This window comes from Bradyrhizobium sp. CCGUVB23, from assembly GCF_024199885.1.
Taxonomy (GTDB): Bacteria; Pseudomonadota; Alphaproteobacteria; order Rhizobiales; family Xanthobacteraceae; genus Bradyrhizobium.
This window is the reverse complement of record NZ_JANADQ010000001.1, coordinates 6,548,827-6,569,065: the sequence shown is the minus strand read 5'-3', so window position 1 is coordinate 6,569,065 and position 20,239 is coordinate 6,548,827. Positions and strand designations below refer to the sequence as shown.

The 20,239-nt window shown below is 63.8% G+C and carries 19 protein-coding genes and 1 pseudogene; 5 read left to right on the top strand and 15 right to left on the bottom strand.

The features are described 5' to 3' along the window. Window positions 1-936, top strand: a complete 936-nt coding sequence (locus NLN62_RS30385) for a MurR/RpiR family transcriptional regulator (RefSeq protein WP_254111273.1) — start codon at window positions 1-3, stop codon at window positions 934-936. Window positions 937-1,030: 94 nt separating this feature from the next. Here the strand turns inward: NLN62_RS30385 and NLN62_RS30380 are convergent, their stop codons facing one another. From NLN62_RS30380 to NLN62_RS30340, 9 genes and pseudogenes are all read right to left on the bottom strand, one after another. Next, window positions 1,031-2,068, bottom strand: coding sequence for a patatin-like phospholipase family protein (locus NLN62_RS30380; RefSeq protein ID WP_254111272.1), 1,038 nt, complete (start codon window positions 2,066-2,068; stop codon window positions 1,031-1,033). Further along, a complete protein-coding gene (locus NLN62_RS30375; RefSeq protein WP_254111271.1) occupies window positions 2,065-2,994 on the bottom strand; it encodes a polyphosphate kinase 2 family protein in 930 nt (309 codons plus the stop codon). The genes NLN62_RS30380 and NLN62_RS30375 overlap by 4 nt, the downstream gene beginning before the upstream one ends. Then, window positions 2,966-3,974, bottom strand: a pseudogene (locus NLN62_RS30370) (branched-chain amino acid ABC transporter permease); the annotation flags it as partial. The pseudogene NLN62_RS30370 and the gene NLN62_RS30375, both read right to left, overlap by 29 nt. After that, on the bottom strand, window positions 3,971-4,852 hold the full coding sequence (locus NLN62_RS30365) for a branched-chain amino acid ABC transporter permease (RefSeq protein WP_254103815.1): 882 nt from the start codon (window positions 4,850-4,852) through the stop codon (window positions 3,971-3,973). The pseudogene NLN62_RS30370 and the gene NLN62_RS30365, both read right to left, overlap by 4 nt. 15 nt (window positions 4,853-4,867) lie before the next feature. Beyond that, window positions 4,868-5,572, bottom strand: coding sequence for an ABC transporter ATP-binding protein (locus NLN62_RS30360; protein WP_254111269.1), 705 nt, complete (start codon window positions 5,570-5,572; stop codon window positions 4,868-4,870). Window positions 5,573-5,577: 5 nt separating this feature from the next. Next, window positions 5,578-6,345, bottom strand: a complete 768-nt coding sequence (locus tag NLN62_RS30355; protein WP_027524452.1) for an ABC transporter ATP-binding protein — start codon at window positions 6,343-6,345, stop codon at window positions 5,578-5,580. A gap of 17 nt (window positions 6,346-6,362) precedes the next feature. Then, entirely contained in the window at window positions 6,363-7,709 is a 1,347-nt protein-coding gene (locus tag NLN62_RS30350; RefSeq protein ID WP_254111268.1) for an ABC transporter substrate-binding protein, read from the bottom strand. A gap of 112 nt (window positions 7,710-7,821) precedes the next feature. After that, window positions 7,822-8,526, bottom strand: coding sequence for a hypothetical protein (locus NLN62_RS30345; protein WP_027524450.1), 705 nt, complete (start codon window positions 8,524-8,526; stop codon window positions 7,822-7,824). Between the two features lie 42 nt (window positions 8,527-8,568). Continuing rightward, window positions 8,569-9,597: an ABC transporter substrate-binding protein gene (locus NLN62_RS30340; protein ID WP_027524449.1), complete on the bottom strand. Its 1,029-nt coding sequence runs from the start codon at window positions 9,595-9,597 to the stop codon at window positions 8,569-8,571. A gap of 137 nt (window positions 9,598-9,734) precedes the next feature. Here NLN62_RS30340 and NLN62_RS30335 point away from each other — a divergent pair, with 137 nt between their 5' ends. Next, window positions 9,735-10,184, top strand: coding sequence for a cupin domain-containing protein (locus NLN62_RS30335; protein WP_027524448.1), 450 nt, complete (start codon window positions 9,735-9,737; stop codon window positions 10,182-10,184). A 68-nt stretch (window positions 10,185-10,252) separates the two neighbouring features. On the opposite strand, the gene NLN62_RS30330 is transcribed toward NLN62_RS30335, so the two are convergent. Beyond that, window positions 10,253-11,041, bottom strand: a complete 789-nt coding sequence (locus tag NLN62_RS30330; RefSeq protein WP_254111267.1) for an ABC transporter permease — start codon at window positions 11,039-11,041, stop codon at window positions 10,253-10,255. After that, the gene (locus tag NLN62_RS30325) at window positions 11,041-11,856 is read right to left on the bottom strand and encodes an ABC transporter ATP-binding protein (RefSeq protein WP_254111266.1); all 816 of its coding nucleotides are present in this window, start codon (window positions 11,854-11,856) and stop codon (window positions 11,041-11,043) included. The genes NLN62_RS30330 and NLN62_RS30325 overlap by 1 nt, the downstream gene beginning before the upstream one ends. A 141-nt stretch (window positions 11,857-11,997) precedes the next feature. Between NLN62_RS30325 and NLN62_RS30320 the strand changes: the two genes are divergently transcribed. Together NLN62_RS30320 and NLN62_RS30315 are read left to right on the top strand one after the other, a co-directional pair. After that, window positions 11,998-12,780 (top strand): ABC transporter ATP-binding protein, encoded by a 783-nt coding sequence (locus NLN62_RS30320; RefSeq protein ID WP_254111265.1) that lies wholly within the window; start codon window positions 11,998-12,000, stop codon window positions 12,778-12,780. Beyond that, window positions 12,777-14,336 carry an ABC transporter permease/substrate-binding protein gene (locus tag NLN62_RS30315; RefSeq protein WP_027524444.1) on the top strand — a complete coding sequence of 520 codons (1,560 nt, stop codon included), beginning with the start codon at window positions 12,777-12,779 and terminating at the stop codon, window positions 14,334-14,336. The genes NLN62_RS30320 and NLN62_RS30315 overlap by 4 nt, the downstream gene beginning before the upstream one ends. A gap of 188 nt (window positions 14,337-14,524) precedes the next feature. Here NLN62_RS30315 and NLN62_RS30310 read toward each other — a convergent pair whose 3' ends face one another. Together NLN62_RS30310 and NLN62_RS30305 are read right to left on the bottom strand one after the other, a co-directional pair. Beyond that, window positions 14,525-16,237, bottom strand: a complete 1,713-nt coding sequence (locus NLN62_RS30310) for a sulfatase-like hydrolase/transferase (protein ID WP_027524443.1) — start codon at window positions 16,235-16,237, stop codon at window positions 14,525-14,527. Between the two features lie 352 nt (window positions 16,238-16,589). Beyond that, window positions 16,590-17,249 (bottom strand): TetR/AcrR family transcriptional regulator, encoded by a 660-nt coding sequence (locus NLN62_RS30305; protein ID WP_254111264.1) that lies wholly within the window; start codon window positions 17,247-17,249, stop codon window positions 16,590-16,592. Window positions 17,250-17,359: 110 nt separating this feature from the next. Here NLN62_RS30305 and NLN62_RS30300 point away from each other — a divergent pair, with 110 nt between their 5' ends. After that, window positions 17,360-17,980 carry a hypothetical protein gene (locus tag NLN62_RS30300; RefSeq protein WP_254111263.1) on the top strand — a complete coding sequence of 207 codons (621 nt, stop codon included), beginning with the start codon at window positions 17,360-17,362 and terminating at the stop codon, window positions 17,978-17,980. Window positions 17,981-18,484: 504 nt separating this feature from the next. On the opposite strand, the gene ilvC is transcribed toward NLN62_RS30300, so the two are convergent. Together ilvC and NLN62_RS30290 are read right to left on the bottom strand one after the other, a co-directional pair. After that, complete coding sequence (ilvC, locus tag NLN62_RS30295; protein ID WP_027524440.1) at window positions 18,485-19,504, bottom strand: ketol-acid reductoisomerase; 1,020 nt, start codon at window positions 19,502-19,504, stop codon at window positions 18,485-18,487. Between the two features lie 132 nt (window positions 19,505-19,636). Next, complete coding sequence (locus tag NLN62_RS30290; RefSeq protein ID WP_371933041.1) at window positions 19,637-20,233, bottom strand: LysE family translocator; 597 nt, start codon at window positions 20,231-20,233, stop codon at window positions 19,637-19,639. Window positions 20,234-20,239: the final 6 nt, after the last annotated feature.

Genomic DNA, 20,239 nt, shown 5'->3' with positions numbered 1-20,239 from the left:
ATGCCCTCAACGACGAAGAAGCGCGGCGTGCAAAAACCACGCATGAAACAGGCGGACCCAGCCGGCAAGCCCGAGCATTCGCCGACTCTTTCTCCGAGCGGCATGCTCGAACGGATCGCAGCGACCAAGGCCGACCTGCCGCCAACGGCGAGCCGGATCGCGGACTTCATCAGCGCCCATCCTGCGGAAGTCGTGCACATGTCCGTGACGGAGGTCGCCGAACGCGCTGGGGCGAGCGAAGGCAGCGTCGTCGCGTTCTGCCAGCAACTCGGTGCGCGCGGGTTCCAGCAGCTCAAGATCGCGCTCGCGCGCGATCTTGTGCAACCGGTTCAGTTCATCCACGAGGATCTGAAGCGGAACGACGACGTCGCGACTGTCGTCGAGAAGATCTTCCAGTCCAACCTGCAGGCCCTGCAGGACACGCGCAAGGTCGTCGATTCCGCAAAGATGGCTGCTGCCGTGAAGGCCATCCACCAGGCCGATCGCGTCGAGGTCTACGGAATCGGCAGCGCCGCGCCCGTGGCTGAGGATGCGAACTATCGCCTGCTCCGGATCGGAATCGAATCGAAGGTCGTCCTGGATTCACACGTTCAGGCGATCAGCGCCTCGCTGACCGGGCCGCACGTCGCGGTCCTTACGATTTCGCATTCCGGCAGCACGCATGAGACGATTGCGGCGACACGGCTTGCGAAGGAGGCCGGCGCGACGACGATCTGCATTTCGAACTTCGGCAAGTCGCCCATTCAGCGCTACTGCGACATCATGCTACACACGATGGCCAAGGAAACCAGCTTCCGGACGGAAGCTATGACGAGCCGCATCGCTCAGCTGGCGATAGTTGACGCGCTCGTTTGCTGTGTGGCGCTCGCCAAATATGACAACGCGGTCGCAACAATCACCAAGACCTTTGAAGTGCTCTCAATCAAGCGAGCCTAAGTCTCGCGATGATTGCCAACCTGGGTGCATCTCTTTCTGCCGCCCCGCAAGGCGTCGGGATCGCAAGAGGCAGCTCGAACAGGACAACCCGACCTCAGAGAAACATCTCGGTCAGATCGACCGTCGAGGCATTGCCGATCTGCCCAAAGTGCTTGTCGAGCCAGCTTCGCGCCGCCTCGCGGCCCTCATCGCGCAACCGGCACAACAGGCTCCATTCCGGGTGGAATTGCGTCGCAGTGCCGAGCTGCGACATCAACTGATCGTTGCCGATCCAGTGCATGTACATGCGGCTGTGGGTCTCCTTGTCGAGCTCGCCATTGTCGATCAGTTTCGTCGCGAAGGCGATCGCGCGCATCTCGCGCATCAACGATGAGTTGAAGCTGATCTCGTTGATACGGTGGAGCACGTCGGCCGCGCTCGCCGGCAACTCGTCACGCCGGATCGCAGTCACCTGGACGATGATGACGTCGTGGCTGCCCTTGCGATAGATCAGCGGAAAGATCGCAGGGTTGCCGAGATAGCCGCCGTCCCAATAATGCTCGCCGTCGATCTCGACGGCCTGGAAATAGGGCGGCAGGCAGGCCGAGGCGAGCACGGCGTCCGCACTCAAGAGCGGCGTCTGGAACACCTTGATCTTGCCGGTGCGGATATTGGTGGCATTGAGGAAGAGCTGGGGCGCGTCCGGCGAGGAATTCAGCCGGTCGAAATCGACGACCCGTTGCAACAGCGCGCGCAGCGGGTTGAAGTGGAAGGGATTGAGAACGTTCGGCGCCACCGTGTGGGTCAGTGTGTGGATGAAGGAGTGCACCGGATGATACTCCGGCGGCAGCTTCAGGGCCTGGATCCACTGGTTGAGCGGCGAGAACAGGTCGTACACCATGTCCATGCGCGAAACCTCGTACCAGAACTGATGCAAGTTCTCGCGCGCCGCTTCGGCACCGCCGAGCGCCATGCCCGAAGCCATCGCCACCGCATTCATCGCACCGGCGCTGGTCGCACTAATCGCCTCGATCGCTAGCCTCCCGTCCTCCAGCACGAGGTCGAGCACGCCCCACACGAACGCGCCATGCGCTCCGCCACCCTGTAGCGCGAAGTTGACGTTCTTCACGTTCTTGCTGCCGTTGCCCCTCACCTTGCGCGCTTCCTCCCTCCCTTCGCTTCACCCTCCAGGGCCTGCTGCACCGCCTTGAACTCGCGCAGCGAAGCCCTGTCGGCGCGCGGAAATTGCAGGTCGAGCCGCTCGAGTGCGGCGACGATGACGGATCCGATGACGACACGCGCGAACCATTTGTGATCGGCGGGCACGACATACCAGGGTGCATGGGTCGTCGCGGTGTGCCGGACGATGTCCTGATACACCGCCTGGTAGCGCGGCCACAGCGCACGCTCCTTGATGTCATCCATCGAGAACTTCCACTGCTTGGAGCGGTCCTCCAACCGGTCGAGAAAGCGTTGGCGCTGCTCCTCCCTGGACAGGTTGAGGAAGAATTTCAGCACGACGGTGCCGTTGCGGACGAGGTAGCGCTCGAAGGCGGAAATGTCCTCGAACCGTTCGCGCCAGATGTTCTTGGTGACGAGCCCGGGCGGCAGCTTCTCCTTGGCGAGGATTTCCGGATGCACGCGCGTCACCAGGCATTCCTCGTAATGGGAGCGGTTGAATATCCCGATAAGACCGCGCGCCGGCAGCGCAACGACATGGCGCCAGAGAAAATCATGATCGAGCTCGTGGCTGGTCGGCGCCTTGAACGCATGGACCTCGCAGCCCTGCGGGTTGATGCCTTCGAACAGCGCCTTGATCGCACTGTCCTTGCCGGCCGCATCCATACCCTGGATGATGATCAGGACCGACCAGCGGTCCTGCGCGTAGAGCTTCTCCTGGAAATCGGCGAGATTCTTCTTGTTGACCTCGAGGATCTTTTGCGCCTCGTCCTTGTCGAGACCGCCCCTTTCGTTCGTCTTGTGGTCCTTCAGGTGAAATTTCCCCGAACCGTCGAAACGGTACGGCGTGATGAACCTGGCGAGCTCTGCGGCGAGCGTTTTGGAGGGTTTCTTGTTCATGAACTCGGAGACGGTTTGCGTTGCGGCTTCAATCGTTCGAGCAGGCTACCAAGAATGCCCCTGGGGAGGAATATGATGAAGAGGACGAGCAGGACGCCGTAGACGAGGTTGTCCCATCCGACGGCCTTGGTTCCAAATCCGATGCGCAGGGATTCGGCGAGCAGGATGGTGATGATGGCGCCGACGGTCGGGCCCAGTGAAACGAACAGGCCGCCGACGATGGCCGCAAAGACCATCTGGAGCGACACGGCGATGCCGCTCACCGTGTCGGGCGTGATGAACATCTGGTACTGGCAGTAGATCGCGCCGGCCAGCGCCGTCATCAGCGCGCTGATCAGCGTGATCTTCAGCTTCTCCGCGGTGACGTCGACGCCGGCGGCGGCCGCAGCGTCCTCGTCCTCCGAGATCGCCTCCAGCGCGAAGCGGCTCATGCTGCGATCGACCCAGTGCCAGACCACGAGCCCGGCGAACCAGACCGCAAGCGCGACCAGATACCAGGTCGTCTTGTCATCGAACTGGAGCGCCCAAAGCTTGTTGCCCGCCGCCCGGTTGGGCGTATAGCCGAGCGAGCCGCCGGTCCAGTCGCGCGTGGCGGTAATGATCTGGAGCACGATGCCTGACAGCGCCAGGGTGACCAGAACGAAGTAGTGCCCGGTGATCCGGAAGCGGAAACAGGGATAGCCGACCACAAGCGCCAGCGCACCGGCCGCGATCATGCTGATGGGAATGCCGATCCAGGGCGACAAGCCCAGATGGTTCCACAACAGCGCCGTGACATAGGCGCCGATCCCCATGAAGCCGCCATGGCCGAGCGAGACCAGGCCGAACCGCCCCATCATCGACCAGGATGTGTAGGCGAACGACCAGATCAGGATCAGCACCAATATGTGCAGGTGATAGGGATCCCGATAGACAAATGGCAGCGCAACGAGCGCTGCAAGCCCGACCGCCCATGCAACAAGCTGCGCCTGTCTCGTCATCGGCGCCTCGAGAGCAGGCCGGCGGGCCGGATGAACATCATGACGATGAAAAAGGCGAACGCCAGCACGTAGCCCCATTCGAGATCGGAGAACAGGCCGCCGAGCGAGATGATCTCGGCAAAGACGAAGGCGGCGATGAAGCCGCCGATGAAATTGCCGAGGCCGCCGAGCACGCAGATCAGGAAGGTGATCGGCCCAAACGACAGGCCGACGAATGGATGCACGTCGTATTGCAACACCAGGAGGCAGGCGGCGAGGCCGGCGAGCGCGCCGCCAAGTGCCGAGGTGATGATATACATCCTCTTCGTATCGACGCCCATCAGCGCCATGATCTGGCGGTCCTGCGAGATGGCGCGGATCGCCGTACCGGTGAAGGTACGCGTCATGAAGAGATAGACGGCGACCATGCCGACCAGCGCCGCAATGAAGGACAACAGCCGGGCATAGCTGAAATTCATGTCGCCGAGCGCGAGCACCGGCAATCGGATGCCGAGATTGCGGAAGTCGATGCCGAAAGCGACAGTGGCGAAGCTCTGGAGCACGAACAGCACGCCGCCGGTTGCGAGCAACTGGTTGATGGGCGGCGCGGTCAGGAGCGGCGCGATGACGAGATAATGCAGCGCCGCACCGAGCAACGCGACCAGCAGGATGGTGAAGGGCGCGGCGATGAAATAGCTGATGCCGTAATACTGGACCATGAAGTACATGGCGTACATGCCGATCATCACGAGCTCGGCGTAGCAGATCCAGGTGACGTCGATGACGCCGAAGATCAGGTTCAGGCCGAGCGCAAGCAGCGCCAGCACGCCGCCGAGCAGGATGCCGTTGATGACAGCCTCCAGCAGGTAGATGTCGAAGATGTCTAGAAACGCCTGCATGCGCCTGCCCGCCCCTCACACCCCGAGATAAGCTTCCTTGACCGTATCGCTCGCCAGCATCTCGGCCGAACTGCCGGACGCGCGGATCGACCCGGCCTCGATCAGATAGGCGCGATCGACCACGCGCAGCACCTGCTGCACATTCTGCTCGACGATCAGAACCGTCAGCCCGCTCGCACGAATCCGCTTCACGAGCTCGAACACCTGCTGCACGACCACCGGGGCGAGCCCTGCGGAGGGCTCATCGAGCAGCAGGAGCTTTGGATCGGACATCAGCGCGCGGCCGATCGCACACATCTGCTGCTCGCCACCCGACATGGTACCGGCCATCTGGTGGCGGCGCTCCTTCAGGCGCGGGAACAGGTCGAAGACGATCTCCAGACGCTCGGCATATTTGTGGCGTGCCTCCTTCATGAAGGCGCCCATCTTGAGATTGTCATCGACCGACAGTTGCGGGAACAGCCGCCGGTTCTCCGGCACATGCGCGATGCCGAGACCGACGATGCGGTGCGCCGGCGTCGTCACGACGTCCACGCCCTCCATCCGGATCGATCCTCGCACGGGACGGATCAGGCCCGAGATCACCCGCATCAAGGTGGTCTTGCCAGCACCGTTCGGGCCGATCACGCCGACCGCCTCGCCGGGCTTGACCTCGAGATGGACGTCGAACAGCGCTTGGAAGCTGCCATAGCCGGCGTCGACGGATCGAAGCTCCAGCATGGTTGCTAACCTCCGGCGCGGCGCCGCGCTTCGGCAGCCGCGGCTTGTGTGGTCTCGGCGTCGGTGCCGAGATAGACCTCGATGACCCGCACGTCGCTGGCGACTGCGCTCGGCAGCCCCTCCGAGATTTTCTCGCCGTGATCGAGCACCATCACGCGATCGACCACGCGCATCAGGACGCCCATGATGTGCTCGACCCAGATGATGGTGATGCCGAGATCGTCGCGGATCTTTCGCAGCATGTCGGCGGCCTGGTCCATCTCGGCTTCATCAAGGCCACCGAGGCTTTCATCGGCCAGCAGCAGCTTTGGTCCCGTGGCGAGCGCCTTTGCCAGCTCGAGCTTCTTGAGCCCTGCGGCACCCAAGCCGTCGACACCGGCATGCCGATCGGTCGGCAGGCCGACCATGGCGAGCGCGCGCTCGGCGGCCTCCTCTGCCTTGGCGCGGCTGTGGCGGCCTTGCCCGTAGTAGCCGGCGAGCGCGACGTTCTCGAATATCGTCAGGCGGCGAAACGGCCGCGGGATCTGGAAGGTGCGGCCGATGCCGCGATTGATGATCCTATGCGGGGCGAGCCCCGCGATCTCGCTACCTGCGAACACGATCGAGCCGGCGGTCGGGTTGAGCGTGCCCGAGAGCATGTTGAAGATGGTGCTCTTACCCGAGCCATTGGGGCCGATCAGGCCGAGGATCTCCCCCTGATCGACCCTGAAGGATACGTTGTTGACGGCCGTGAAGCCGCCAAAACGTTTCACCAGCCCGCGAACTTCCAGCACCGCATCCCTCCGCCGCGCTACTGGTTGCTGTAGGTGGTGCCCTTCGGCAGCGGCAGCACGGCCTCGCGCTGCATCTGGCTCTTCGGCCACACCACATAGGATTTGTCGTCGAGATATTGGATCACGACAGGGAACGATCGCTCGTTCTGGCCTGCCATCGGCGTTCCCTCGCCATAGAACTTGACGCCGAAGCCGAGCATGGTGCCGCCTTCGGGGATGTCGGTATCGAGCGCTGCCTGGCGCAGCGCGTCCGGATCGATGCCGCCATACTTCTTGATCGCGCGCGGCAGAACGTCCGCCATGAAGACGTAGGTGTTGGAAGCGCCGATCCCGACATGGGCGGAACGGATGGCAACGCCCGGCTTGATCTTGTCGAACTCCTCGCCGACCATCTTGATCACGGGCGCGAGCTTCGGATCCATGGTCTTCTGGTTGGCGAGCCAGATCGAGATCGGATCGGTGTTGAAGATGTAGTTGGCGTCAGCGCCCATGCCCTCCTTCAGCTTCTCATAGACGCCGTAGCCCGCACCATGACCCATCAGCGCGCCGAACTTCAGGCCCTGCTCGCGCGCCTGGCGAAGCAGGAGCGTGATATCGGGATTATAACCGGTGTGGAAAATCACGTCGGGCTTGGCGCGCTTGAGCTTCGTGACCAGCGCGGAAAGGTCGGGCGCGGTCGCCGAATATCCCTCCTTCAGCACGACGTTGAAGCCGGCCTTCCTGGCGCCGGCCTCGTTGCCCTTGGCGACGTCGACGCCGTAGGTGCCGTCCTCGTGGATGATGGCGACGCGCAGGTCCTTCGGCTCCTTGCCGAGCTTCTCCTTCGCGTTCTGCGCGATGAAGTCCATCGTCATCATGCCGAACTGGTCGCCGCTCGCCTGCGGGCGAAACACGTATTTGTAGTTCTTGTCGGAGAATACGGCGGACGAGATGCAGGTCGTCATCCACATGAACTTCTTCAACTGTTCGACGCGGGCCGCGACCGGCACGCATTGCGCCGAGGAGAAGAAGCCGAGCACCATGTCGACCTTCTCCTGCTCGAGCAGGCGGACGGATTCGTTGATGGCGACGTCGGGCTTGCTCTGGGCGTCGGCGTAGACGGCCTCGACCTTGTAGCCCTCGACGCCGGTCTTTGCGAACTGGTCGAGGATGATCTTGGCGCCAATATATTCGAGCTCGGAGCCGCCGCCGGCGAGCGGGCCGGTCAGGTCAAAAATCACGCCGATCTTGATCTTCTTCTCCTGAGCCTGGGCAGATGCCACCAGACCCGACGCCGCGATCGCGACCATCAGCCCAGGTACAAGGCGATGTACTAGGTGATGTACCAAGTGACGTACCAAGCGGGCAGCCATGCGCATGCGCATCAAAACCTCCCTGGACGATTGTGCGTTGCAGTCTTCTTGCTTTTACTTTTTCGCCCATCACATGGGCTGGGAGATGCGATGTCAAGCCGAATAGCGTCGCGGGCTTAACGCGTCAGCGCGCGGCGAACTGCTGCTCGATGAAGGCCGTGACGAACCGCGGCATGGTCGGCGTCAGATCACTGACCCCGCGGACCAGGTGAATGCCGGCAAGCTCCGGATGCTCTTGCGCCGCAAGGTTGGCCTCGATCCGGGCGCGAACCGCTTCACCCGGCAGCTTCATGTCTAGCACCCGGATAAGCGCGATCGCAGGTCCCGACACCACGCAATGCCAATGCGCTTCCGCCTGATAGTCGGCGGCTGTGAGCCCTGTCTCCTCCTCGATCTCGCGCTCTACGCTGCCGGGAATGTCGAGCGCGCCGTCCTTGACGTCATCGAGGTCCGGCGTGCCCGACGGAAAATAGATGCGTCCCGCATTCGCCGTATGCTCGCCCATTACGCCCAGCACGAAGGCTCCGTCCGAGGCGCGCAGCGCGCCCATGCCAAAGCCGTTGAACACAGCCTTGTCGGGGAAACCCCAGTCGCGCCAAGCGAGAAAGCTGGCGAAGTCGGTCTCGAAGTAGCTCGCTGCGAAACGATCTTCGGAGAGAACGGGATCGCGGCCGATCAGCACGCGGCCGTTCCACAGCTTTGGCCGTTCGCGCTGCTTCTCGGCGAAATGCGCCACGATCTCGGCGCGCCGCTCTTGCTCGAACGGCCACGCCTCCGATCCTACCGATAGATCAAGCGTCTTGACGCGATGAATGCTCGGAGACGTCATGACGCCTGCATATCAAAGTTTCACGTCATTTGCCTGGCATTATTATTTTGAGTTCATCCCCGTGGTCTTCTTGGCCTGCTCGACGAACTTGTTGGTGAAGGTCTTGCTGACGTCGATCTTGGCATTCGCAACCTCGGGCGATCCGACGCTGAACACCGCAAGCACGGCGTCCGCACCCTTCGGGTCCATCTTGCCGGTCTCCGAGAACATCGGGATCGTGTTCTTCAGCGCGGCGAGATAGAGCTCCTTGTTCTTGCCGACCATTTCCTCCGGCATCTTCGCCATGATGTCTTCCGGCGAGTGCGAATGGATCCAGGCAAGCGTATTCAGCATCGCATTGGTCAGCGCCTGCGTCTCCTTCTCGTGGCCGGCGACCCAGGCCGCCGTCGAATACAGCGCGCCGCCCGGATATTCGCCGCCGAAGGTCTCGAGCGTGTCCTTCTGCGTGCGGGTGTCGCTGAGAATGCGCAGGTCCTTGTGGCTGCCCTGGAGCACGGTGACGGAGGGATCGAGCATCACGGCCGCATCGATCTGGCCCTGCTCCATCGCCGCGACCGCGGTCGCACCTAGGCCGACGCCGATCACCGCGGTGCCGGCGGGATCGAGGCCGTTCTTCTTCAGGAGATATTTCAGGAAGAAGTCGGTCGAGGAGCCGGGCGCGCTGACGCCGACCTTCTTGCCGGCGAGATCCTTCACCGACTTGATCTCGTTGGTATGCGAGGGCGCGACCACCAGCACGAGGCCGGGATAGCGGTCATAGACCACGAAGGCCTGCAACTCCTGCTTCTTGGCGGCGAGGTTGACGCAATGGTCGAAATAGCCGGAGACGACATCGGCGCTGCCGCCGAGCACGGCCTTGAGCGCATCGGAGCCGCCCTTGAGGTCCACGAGGTCGACATTGACGCCGGCCTTCTCGTACTCACCGAGTTGTTTTGCCAGCACCGTCGGCAGATAGCACAGGCAGGAGCCGCCGCCGACCGCGATGGTGACCTTGCTCTGCGCTGCGGCGAAGCCGGTGGTGAGCGTGAGCGCGAGCAGCGCGCCCGCGAGCCTGGCAATCGTGTTCTTCATTAGTTTCCTCCGTTCGGCTGGCGGCACATTAGAGCAGCAGGACTGGCTTGAGAAGCGCTGGCCAGGACACTGGTCATCGGACTTTCGACGCAATAGCATGACGGCATAACAACAACCCTGGATCCGGAGGATCTTCCATGAACCGCATCGCAATCGCCGTCTCGCTCGCCGCCGCCTTCGCCGCAGGGTGCGGCGTGACCTACCTGTTCCAGCCGGCTTGGGCTGCCGAGAACATCACCGCGCAACTCATCCACACCGGCGAGATGCAAGGCGATGCGCTCGGGCCTGCGAACGAGGTCGGCTACCGCTCCAAGATGTTCATGGCCGCAGACGGCGCCACCGTCTCGATCCAGGTCGGCAACGTGCCCAAGCATTTGCATCCCAACACCAACGAGATCCAGTACATCCTGGACGGGACCGGGACGATCTGGCTCGGCGACAAGGAGGTGACGGTAAAGCCGGGCGACCTCGTGATCATTCCCAAGGGGACGCCGCATGGCGGCACCAAGCCGATCAGCGGACAGGTCAAGGCGATCGCGATCAAGACGCCGCCACAGGCCCCCGACGACACCAAGCTTCTGGACTGAGCTCGAGTGGCTCACACAGGTGTCCGGGCCCGCATCCCAGCGCGGGTCCGGCAACGGTCGCACCATCACTAGCCTCGCCCGTCCGCGGCCGTCGGCCGCCACACGAGAAGCCGGCGCTCCACCATCGTCACGCCCATGTCGATCAGGAGGACGAAGGCTGACAGCACGAACATCCCTGCAAACACGCCGGCGACGTCGAACACGCCTTCAGCCTGCTGGATCAAATAGCCGAGGCCTGCGGCCGAGCCGAGATATTCGCCGACGACTGCGCCGACCACGGCAAAGCCGACGGAGGTGTGCAGCGAAGAGAACATCCACGACAGCGCCGAGGGCCAGTAGACGTGCCGCATCAATTGCTGCTCGCTCATGCCGAGCATGCGGCCATTGTCAAGCACGGTGCGGCTGACCTCCTTGACGCCCTGATAGACGTTGAAGAACACGATGAAGAACACAAGCGTCACACCGAGCGCGACCTTGGACCAGATGCCGAGGCCCAGCCACAGCGCGAAGATCGGCGCGAGCACCACGCGCGGCAGCGCATTGACCATCTTGACATAGGGATCGAACACGGCGGCGACCACCGGCTGCCGCGCGAACCAGAAGCCGACCAGCACGCCGCCGAGCGAGCCGATCACGAAGGCGAGGATCGATTCCCAGAGCGTGATCCAGAGATGCTTCCAGATCACGCCGCTCGCGAACCATTTGACGATCTGGCTGAACACGTCGACCGGGTTGGAGAAGAAGAATGGCGGCAACAGGATCTTTCCGAACACCGGAACCGTAGAGAGCACCTGCCACAGCACGATCGCGACCACGGCGACCAGCAATTGCAGCGAAAGCAGCGTGAGGCGCGACATCAGACCGCCTCCGCCTGGGTGGATTGTGCGTAGCCCTTCATCACCTCATCCTTGAGCACGCTCCAGATCTCGCGATGGAGCGCATGGAACTCCTTGTCCAGCCGCACCTCGAAGATGTCGCGCGGGCGTGCAAGCTCGACGCGCCAGTCGCCGATGATGCGCGAGGACGGGCCTGCCGACATGATCACGACGCGGTCGGCGAGCGCGATCGCCTCTTCCAGATCATGGGTGACGAACAGCACCGCCTTGCGGTCGGCGCTCCAGAGCTCGAGCAGGAGATTGCCCATGACCTGCCGCGTCTGGGCATCGAGCGGGCCGAACGGCTCGTCCATCAGCAGGATTTTTGGATCGCGGATCAGCACCTGCGCCAGCGCCACACGCTTGCGCTGGCCGCCGGAGAGCATATGCGGGTAGCGGCCCGCGAACGCGCCAAGCCCGACCGAGGTCAGCCATTTCTGTGCGCGCGCAAGCGCCTCGGGGCGCGGCGTGCCCTTGATCTCGAGGCCGATCGCGACGTTGTCGATGGCCGTCTTCCAGGGGAACAGCGCATCGGCCTGGAACAAATAGCCGGCATCCTTGTTGAGGCCGGCGAGCGGCCGGTCGAACACCTTGACGCTGCCAGCGGCGGGCTTCAGCAACCCCGCGGCGACGTTGAGCAGGGTGGATTTGCCGCAGCCGGTCGGGCCGACGATGGCAACGAACTCACCTTGGCCGACAGCGAGCTGCGCCTGTTCGACCGCGGTATAGACGCGCCCGTCCCCCAGCCGGAATGCGACTTTCGTATCCTCGAGCGCCACCGCCGTGGGCATTGTCATCTGCCGATTTTCTCCCAGCTCCTGGCTGGATGCCTTAGCCGCTTGCGCCGGCAAGTTCAATCGAGCGGCCAAGCGTGGTACGCATGCGGGGTCGCCTCCATCAAACTCCCCTTGCGGGAGTGCAGGGCTGGGTCGGTACCGATGGCCTCCAAACCCGTGATCGGCTACGCGCAGGTCGCGAAAAACTTCGGCCCGGTCGTGGCCGTGAACGGCATTTCGCTCGACGTCGCCGAGGGCGAGTTTCTGGCCATCGTCGGCGGCTCCGGCTCGGGCAAGACCACCCTGCTGCGGCTGACCAACCGGCTGATCGAGGCCGACCGTGGCACGATCACGGTTGAGGGCGAGGATATCAGCCGCGTCGACCCGGTCGCGCTGCGACGGCGCATCGGCTACGTCTTCCAGAGCGGCGGGCTGTTTCCGCATCTGAGCGTTACGGACAATATCGGCATCACGCCGAAGCTGCTGGGCATCCCGCAGAAAGAGATTGCCGCACGCGTGGATGAGCTGCTCGACCTGGTGCGGCTCGACCGTGTCCAGCATCGGGATCGATTGCCGCAAGACCTGTCCGGCGGACAGCGCCAGCGCGTCGGGGTGGCGCGGGCACTGGCCGCGCGTCCACGCATCGTGCTGATGGACGAGCCGTTCGGCGCGCTCGATCCCCTGACCCGCGACGCGCTCGGCGAAGATTATCGCGCGCTGCATCACAAGCTCCGCCTGACCACGGTCATGATCACCCATGACATGACGGAAGCAATCTTGCTTGCCGACCGCATCGCGGTGATGCGCGCCGGAAAGCTGCTCGCACAGGGCACACCGGCGGAGCTCGGCCGAAGCGACGATGCCTATGTGCTGGAGCTGCTCCGCACGCCGCGGCGCCAGGTCGCGCGACTGAACGAGCGGCTGCCGCAGGGTGGTGCGGCATGAGCCTGATCTCCGATCCACGCTGGGGCGAGGCGCTGTCGCATCTGCCGGACTATCTCGGCAACCATGTGCGGGTGAGCCTTGCCGCGCTCGCGCTCGGGCTCATCGTGAGCCTGCCGCTCGCGATCCTCTGCCGCAATCGCCCGGTGGCGCGCAATATCCTGCTCGCGCTCGCGAGCATCGTGCAGACCGTGCCGGGGCTAGCCCTGCTCGCGCTGTTCTATCCGCTCCTGCTGCTCGCGGCCTCCGTGACACTCGCCTGGTTCGGCGTCGCCTTCTCGGCCTTCGGCTTCCTGCCGGCGATGCTGGCGCTGGCGCTCTATTCCATGCTGCCGGTGCTGCGCAACGGCATCACCGGCTTGAACGGCATCGATCCCGCTTTGCTCGAAGCGGCCCAAGGCGTCGGCATGACGCCGCGGCAATCGCTTGTCATGGTCGAGCTGCCGCTGGCGCTGCCGGTGATGATGGCGGGCATTCGCACCGCCGCCGTCTGGGTGATCGGCACGGCGACTTTGTCGACGCCGATCGGGCAGACCAGCCTCGGCAATTACATCTTCGCCGGCCTGCAAACCCAGAACTGGGTGTTCGTGCTGTTCGGCTGCTTTGCCTCCGCCGTGCTGGCGCTCGCGGTGGATCAATTGCTTGGCCTGATCGAAACCGGCTTGCGCAACCGCAACCGGCTGCGCACGACGCTCGGCGGCGTCGGGATTGCCGCGCTGGTCGCCGCGACGCTGGTGCCATCGCTTGGACGCTCGTCGCCCGCTTACGTCGTCGGCGCCAAGACATTCGCCGAGCAATACGTGCTGTCGGCCCTGATCCGGGACCGCCTGGCGGCGGCTGGCCTGCCCGCGACGACGCGCTCGGGCCTCGGCTCGAACGTCGCCTTCGAGGCGCTGAAGGCCGGCGACATCGATCTCTATGTCGACTATTCCGGCACGCTCTGGGCCAATCAGTTGCACCGCACGGATATCAAGCCGCGCAAGGAGCTGATCGACGAGCTGAAGACGGCACTCGCCAAACAGAACATCACTCTGCTCGGCGAGCTCGGCTTCGAGAACGCCTATGCGCTGGTGATGCCGCGCAAGCGCGCCGAGGCGCTCGGCATTCACTCCGTCGCCGATCTCGCCGCGCATACGGCAGGCCTCTCGATCGCCGCCGACTACGAGTTCTTCTCGCGCCCGGAATGGGCGGCGTTGCGCGATGCCTACGGGCTCGCGTTCCGCGCCCAGCGCCAGATGCAGCCTGATTTCATGTATGCGGCGGTCGCAAGCGGCGAGGTCGACGTCATCGCGGGCTACACCAGCGACGGCCTGATCGCGAAATACGACCTCGTGACGCTCGACGATCCCAAGAACGCGATCCCGCCCTACGACGCCATTCTGCTACTCGCTCCCAAGCGCGCCGGCGATGACCGGCTCAAGGCCGCCCTGAAACCGCTGCTCGAACGGATCGACATCGCCGACATGCGCGAAGCAAATCTGCGCGCCAGCGGCAACGATGCGAACTCGTCGCCCGATGTGGTGGCGAAGTGGCTGTGGGAGAAGGTGGGGAAGCGGTAGGCGCGGTGGCCTCACGCGCATCTGCCAGACCTGTCACCCTGAGGTGCTCGCGGAACGCGAGCCTCGAAGGGTGAACGGCCGAGACGCAGCCTGGCCGTCGTCCTTCGAGGCTCGCCCAGCGGCGAGCTTGCGCCGCAGGGCTCACACCTCAGGGTGACGGCGAGAGAGCGTCGCTCGGGCGAGCAACGCTACAGCCCGTGGATCATGCCGGCGTTGATCAGCAGGCGGTTTAGGCGACGCGCCTCCTGGCCGTCCTTGCAGCCATAGAAGATGCCCTTGCAGCGTAGCATGACGTCCTTCTGCGCGGCGAAGGACGGGTCAAGCGGGATACCGGCGGCCTCCTGGATCACCAGCGGCAAATAGGCGCCGTCGATCGTGTCCATCACGGCGTCGCTGTTCACCGGCTCGAAATTGATGGCGTCGATCGCATAATAGGTGGCGTAGAGACGCGGATCATAGTCGTCGAGCTTCTTGCCGAGACTGCCTTCGTCGAGGCCCGGTTCGAGGATCTGCGGCGCGAATTCCGGCTGATGATCGCCATAGCGCACGATCAGGAACGGCTCGTTCGGAAATTTCTTCTTCAGGCCGGCCAGGAAGGCCTGGTACTGCTCGGCGCTCATCGCCTGCCGGCGCAGATATTCGTCGATCGACGATGTGTTGCCCGGCGCGCGCCAGTTCGGCATCAGGTCGGGACGGAAGCGTGTCTCCCAGGGGAAATGATTGGCGCCGAGATAGATGAAGCTGAACAGCGGCTTGTTCGGCGGCTGCTGGCCCATCAACTCAAGCGCCTTGTCGTAGAAGAAGGAGTCGGGCTCGACGTCCTTGGCGCCGAGATCCTTCGCGTCGTAGAAGCGCTCTATGCCGGTCGTCATCTGGAAGCTGCGCGCGCTCATGAAGGCGCCGTAAGCCGGATAGAGCGACATCGTGTCGTAGCCACAGCGGCGCAAGCTGAGCGGCAGGCCGCGCTCAACGCGCCCCGAGGCGATGCGCGTCACGAAATAGGCAAAACGGCCGAAGGAGCGCGACGACAGGCCGGCGAGCACGTTGTATTCGGTGAACCAGCTCGGTCCGCCATTGCTCTCGGCGAGGAAGGTGCGCTGCTTGCCGTCCCAAGATTTGAAATGGCTGCCATAGTCAGGCGGCACCTTGATGCCTCTCGCGGCGCGGATGTCGAAACTGGATTCATCATGGATCATGATGATGTTCGGCCGCCGCCCCGCGGGGTGGCAGGCATCGACCAGCGGCATGTTGAGATGCTCGCCGGTGGACGCAGCCGACTCCATGAAGCCGTATTGCGCGAAGTCGGAGACCGCGGTGACACCGGAGCGGAAGAATTTTGAGAGATAGCCGTCGTCGTAATAGCCGCGCCAGGCTTCGTCCGGATGATAGAGGGAATAGCCGACCAGCGCGGCGAGGCAGGCGAGCTTGCAGGTGAGCGCCGGCAGGCGGCGGACGCGGAACGGATCGAGACACCACAGTGCATACATCAGCGGCAGGATGACGAGGCAGGCGCCGATCACCGACCAGCGCAGGTTTGGGAAGATCGTGAACAGGAAGGCGACGGTGTCGCGGTCGATCATCATCAGGTCGATGAAGTTCACGGTCATCTGCACGACGTCGTGCTTGAGCCGCGACAGCAGCACCAGCACCACGACCATGGTCAGCGACAGCGCGCCCGACAGCGCGGGGCGGCGGAGCAGCGTGATCCAGAAGAAATTGAGGATGCCCCAACTGAGCGCGAAGCCGAGGCGCGAACTGAAATCGGTCTCGGTCTCGTACATCAGCGCGAGCGCGGCCAGATGCGGCGCCGCGACGGCGAGCAAGCGCCAGATGCCGATCGCGGCAACGCTCGCCAGCACGGCGGTGGCGGCGGAAGGACCTGGGTTGGGCGCGGACGCCATCGACGACACGCTGAACACGATCCGGCGCGGTGATGCCAAGCCATCTGGCCAGCCTGCTGGCGGCCAGGGCGTCCGGCGCCGCCGGGGAGCGCCGTGTCACAAAACTGTAACGGAACAGCCATGGACAGGCAACGCGATGCGCTGTCCGACCTTCGCTTAATGTCAGCGGGCGGCGAATGAAGTGCGCGCCGCGCGCCCTACTCTATCCCCTCACCCAGAGGAGCCTGCGAAGCAGGCGTCTCGAAGGGCGAGGCCCGGACCGGCGGCCGGGCCTCTATGGTTCTCGCGGCGATGCGAAGCATCGTCCGCTAGACGGCTCTGCGCGCCTCCTCACCATGAGGGTTGGACAGGGTCAGCTGCCGCGTTTGGGCTTCGCGATGCCGGAGATGAAGACGTCGATCACCGCTTCGGCCATCGTCTCGATCTCGCCCTCCTCCACGCCCCAACGCGGAAAGTGGCCGTCGAGGTTCATGCGGGCGAAACCGTAAACCAGGGCGCGGGCGGCGATCTGGATCGGCTTCAGCTCGCCCTGTCGCAAAAGGCCCTGCGCCGCGGCCTCACGCAGCATCCGCTCGGTCAGCCCGATCAGCTCGGCATTGTCGCGGGTGAGCTCGGGCGAGCTGCCATGCGCGAAGTAGCGCCCTGTCGAGATGATCTCGAAGTGGGCGGGGTTGCGCATCGCCCAGCGCAGGTAGGCAAGGCCGAAGGCGCGCAGGCGGGCGAGCGGATCGCCAGCCGGCGCCTGCGTCAGCACAGCATCGATCTCCACCCGAAACCGGCGCTGCGCTTCTTCGGCGACCGCAGCCATCAGTGCGTCCCGGTTGGGAAAATGCCGGAACGGCGCTCCCGGTGAAACCGCCGCCCGCCGCGCCGCCTCGCGGACGGAGACCTCACCGCCTTCGGCCGCCAGTTGCAGCGCAGCGTCGATCAGCACGCGGCGGAGATCGCCGTGGTGGTAAGGCCGGGCTTCGGCGGCGCGGGAGCGGCGCTTTGGGGGCTCACGGGCGGGCATCGAAAACTCCTAGCATCACCCGAACGTGAATGTAAGCGCCGATTACACCGTTGACCTAGACGAGTCCGCCAAATGTAATCGATGATTACATAACGGAGGAGACCGTCGTCATGTCGCAACGTCAAAGCTGGTTCGAGGGCTGGCGCCTGCTCGCCCTGCTCAGTCTGAACCTGATCGTCCTGTGTATCTGGATCGCCGCGATGCGGCAGTTCGAGGTCGAGGGCGTTCGGATGGTGATCCGCTTCACGGCGCGCAGCTCGCTCCTCCTCTTCTGCCTGGCCTTCAGTGCCGCCGCCCTGGCGCGGCTCTGGCCCAACGCCTGGACCCGCTGGCAGCGCCGCAACCGGCGCTATCTCGGCCTCGGCTTTGCCCTCTCCCACGGCCTCCATGCGGTTGCGATCTTCGCCTTCGCCAGGATGGATCCGGCCGGCTTTGCGGCAGCGACCTCGGCCGCATCCTACCTCTTCGGCGGGATCGGCTACGCCGCCATCATCGCGATGGCGGCGACCTCGTTCGACCGCACGGCCGAGCTGCTCGGCCCCCGCGCCTGGCGCGCCCTGCACCTGACGGGCGGCTACTATCTCTGGTTTCAGTTCATGGTCTCGTTCGGCAAGCGCGTGCCGGCGATGCCGCTCTATGCGGCCTTCCTCGTCCCCCTCCTCGCCGTGATGGCGCTGCGGCTGATCGCGATGGCCGCGAGCTCGCGCCCGAAGCCGGCTGCGGCGGGCTAGGCGCCAGCGCTCGCATCTGCGATGGCCGGCAAGAATATCGATCAGACGTCAGCTCTTAAGATGATGTACTACGCGAAGCCGTCTTCGTGGATTCGCGCGAATGATCACAGCGCAGATGAAGAGCCGAATCTTAGACTCTGAAGTCGCAGGGCTTTTGAGGATTGTGAGGGTGAGGCCAAAGCCTCAGAAATCGCGCGAGATCAAGAATGTGCTTTAAGCGTCAGTTCTTGATCTTCAGACTGCGCTTCAACATCGAAGAATTTGAATGAAGCACCAGCGCTTGGCGCTGAGAGGAAAGCGCGAGATCGCAGCTTGCGATCTCGCGCCGGTTGTAGTTGCGAAGGTTTAAGATTTGGTTTGGCCGTCGAGAGCGCGTCAGTTGCTTGACTCTCGCGTCCCGGACGCGGTGCAGCGCGTAAGCGGTGCACCGTAGAGCCGGGACCCATGGCCCCCGGATCAGCAGCGCATCACTTGCGCGCCGCGCTGGGTCCAGGGAAAGAGGCCTTAGTTCTTGCTCTTGTCGACCAGCGCGCCCTTCTTGATCCAGGGCATCATGTCGCGGAGCTTCGCGCCGACTTCCTCGATCGGGTGGGCCGCGAGCTTGGCGCGGGTCGCCTTGAACGAGGTCTGGTTGACCTTGTTCTCGAGCATCCAGTCGCGCGAGAACTTGCCGGACTGGATGTCGTTGAGAACCCGCTTCATCTCCTTCTTGGTCTCGTCGGTGATGATGCGCGGGCCGGTGACATACTCGCCGTATTCGGCGGTGTTGGAGATCGAGTAGTTCATGTTGGCGATGCCGCCTTCATAGATCAGGTCGACGATCAGCTTCACCTCGTGGAGGCACTCGAAATAGGCCATCTCAGGGGCGTAGCCGGCTTCGACCAGGGTCTCGTAGCCGCCCTTGATCAGTTCGACCAGGCCGCCGCAAAGCACCACCTGCTCGCCGAACAGGTCGGTCTCGCACTCTTCCTTGAAGGTGGTCTCGATGATGCCGGCGCGGCCACCACCGACCGCCGAAGCGTAGGAAAGGCCGAGGTCATGGGCGTTGCCCGAGACGTCCTTGGCGATCGCGATCAGGCAGGGCACGCCGCCGCCGCGCTGATACTCGGAGCGCACGGTGTGGCCGGGGCCCTTCGGGGCGATCATCAGCACGTCGAGGTCGGCGCGCGGGTCGAGCAGGTTGAAGTGGACGTTGAGGCCGTGGGCGAAGACGAGCGCAGCGCCCTTCTTCATGTTGTCGTGCAGGTGCTCGCGATAGATATCGCCCTGGAGCTCGTCCGGGGTCAGCATCATGACGAGGTCGGCCCATTTGGCGGCCTCGGCGACTTCCATCACCTTGAAGCCGGCGTTCTCCGCCTTCTTGGCCGAGGCCGAGCCCTTGCGCAGCGCAATCGCCACCTCCTTGACGCCGGAGTCCTTCAGGTTGAGCGCATGGGCGTGGCCCTGGCTGCCATAGCCGACGATGGCGACCTTCTTGCCCTTGATCAGGTTCAGGTCGGCGTCGCGATCGTAATAAACACGCATAGTCGTTTCCTCATTGAGGGCCGAAAATCGGCCAATGGTCAGGGTCCAAAGGTGAAATTTGCGGATTTCGGGGGCTGTCTAGAGCATTTTCCGCCCCGAAGGAAACCCGTTTCTGCATGGAAATCCGCGACATCATGCATCCATGAAAACGGGGTAGAGAGAGGCAAGCAACAGAACCGCCATCAGGATATTGAAGGCGCGGACAAGGCGCTCTGAGGTCAGGACCGGCCGGAGCGCGCTCCCGAACAGGGCCCAGACCACGGTCGAGACCGTGCCTACGATCAGGCTGATCAAGGTCTGGATGGCGATATTGACGGGGAATTGGGCAATCGCCGCATAGGCAGTGATGGTGCCGATCACGATTACCCAGCCCTTGGCATTGATCCACTGGAACATGGCCGCGCCCCAGAAGGTCATCGGGCCCCTGCCCTTCTCCTCGCCCGGCTTGGCCGGGCCGGAAAGGGCGATCGCGGCAGCCAGATAGATCAAATAGGCGGCGCCGGCATATTTCAGGATGGTCTGGAGGATCGGATAGGCCAGGAAGACCGTCCCCAGCCCCAGACCGACCGTTGCGACCATGAAAGCAAAGCCGATGGTGATCCCGGCGATGTGCGGAATGGTGCGGCGGAAGCCGTAGGTCAGGCCCGACGACAGCAGCATGATGTTGTTCGGCCCGGGGGTGAAGTACATCACGACCGCAAAGACGATGAAGGCATAGAGGAGCGACATCTTCAC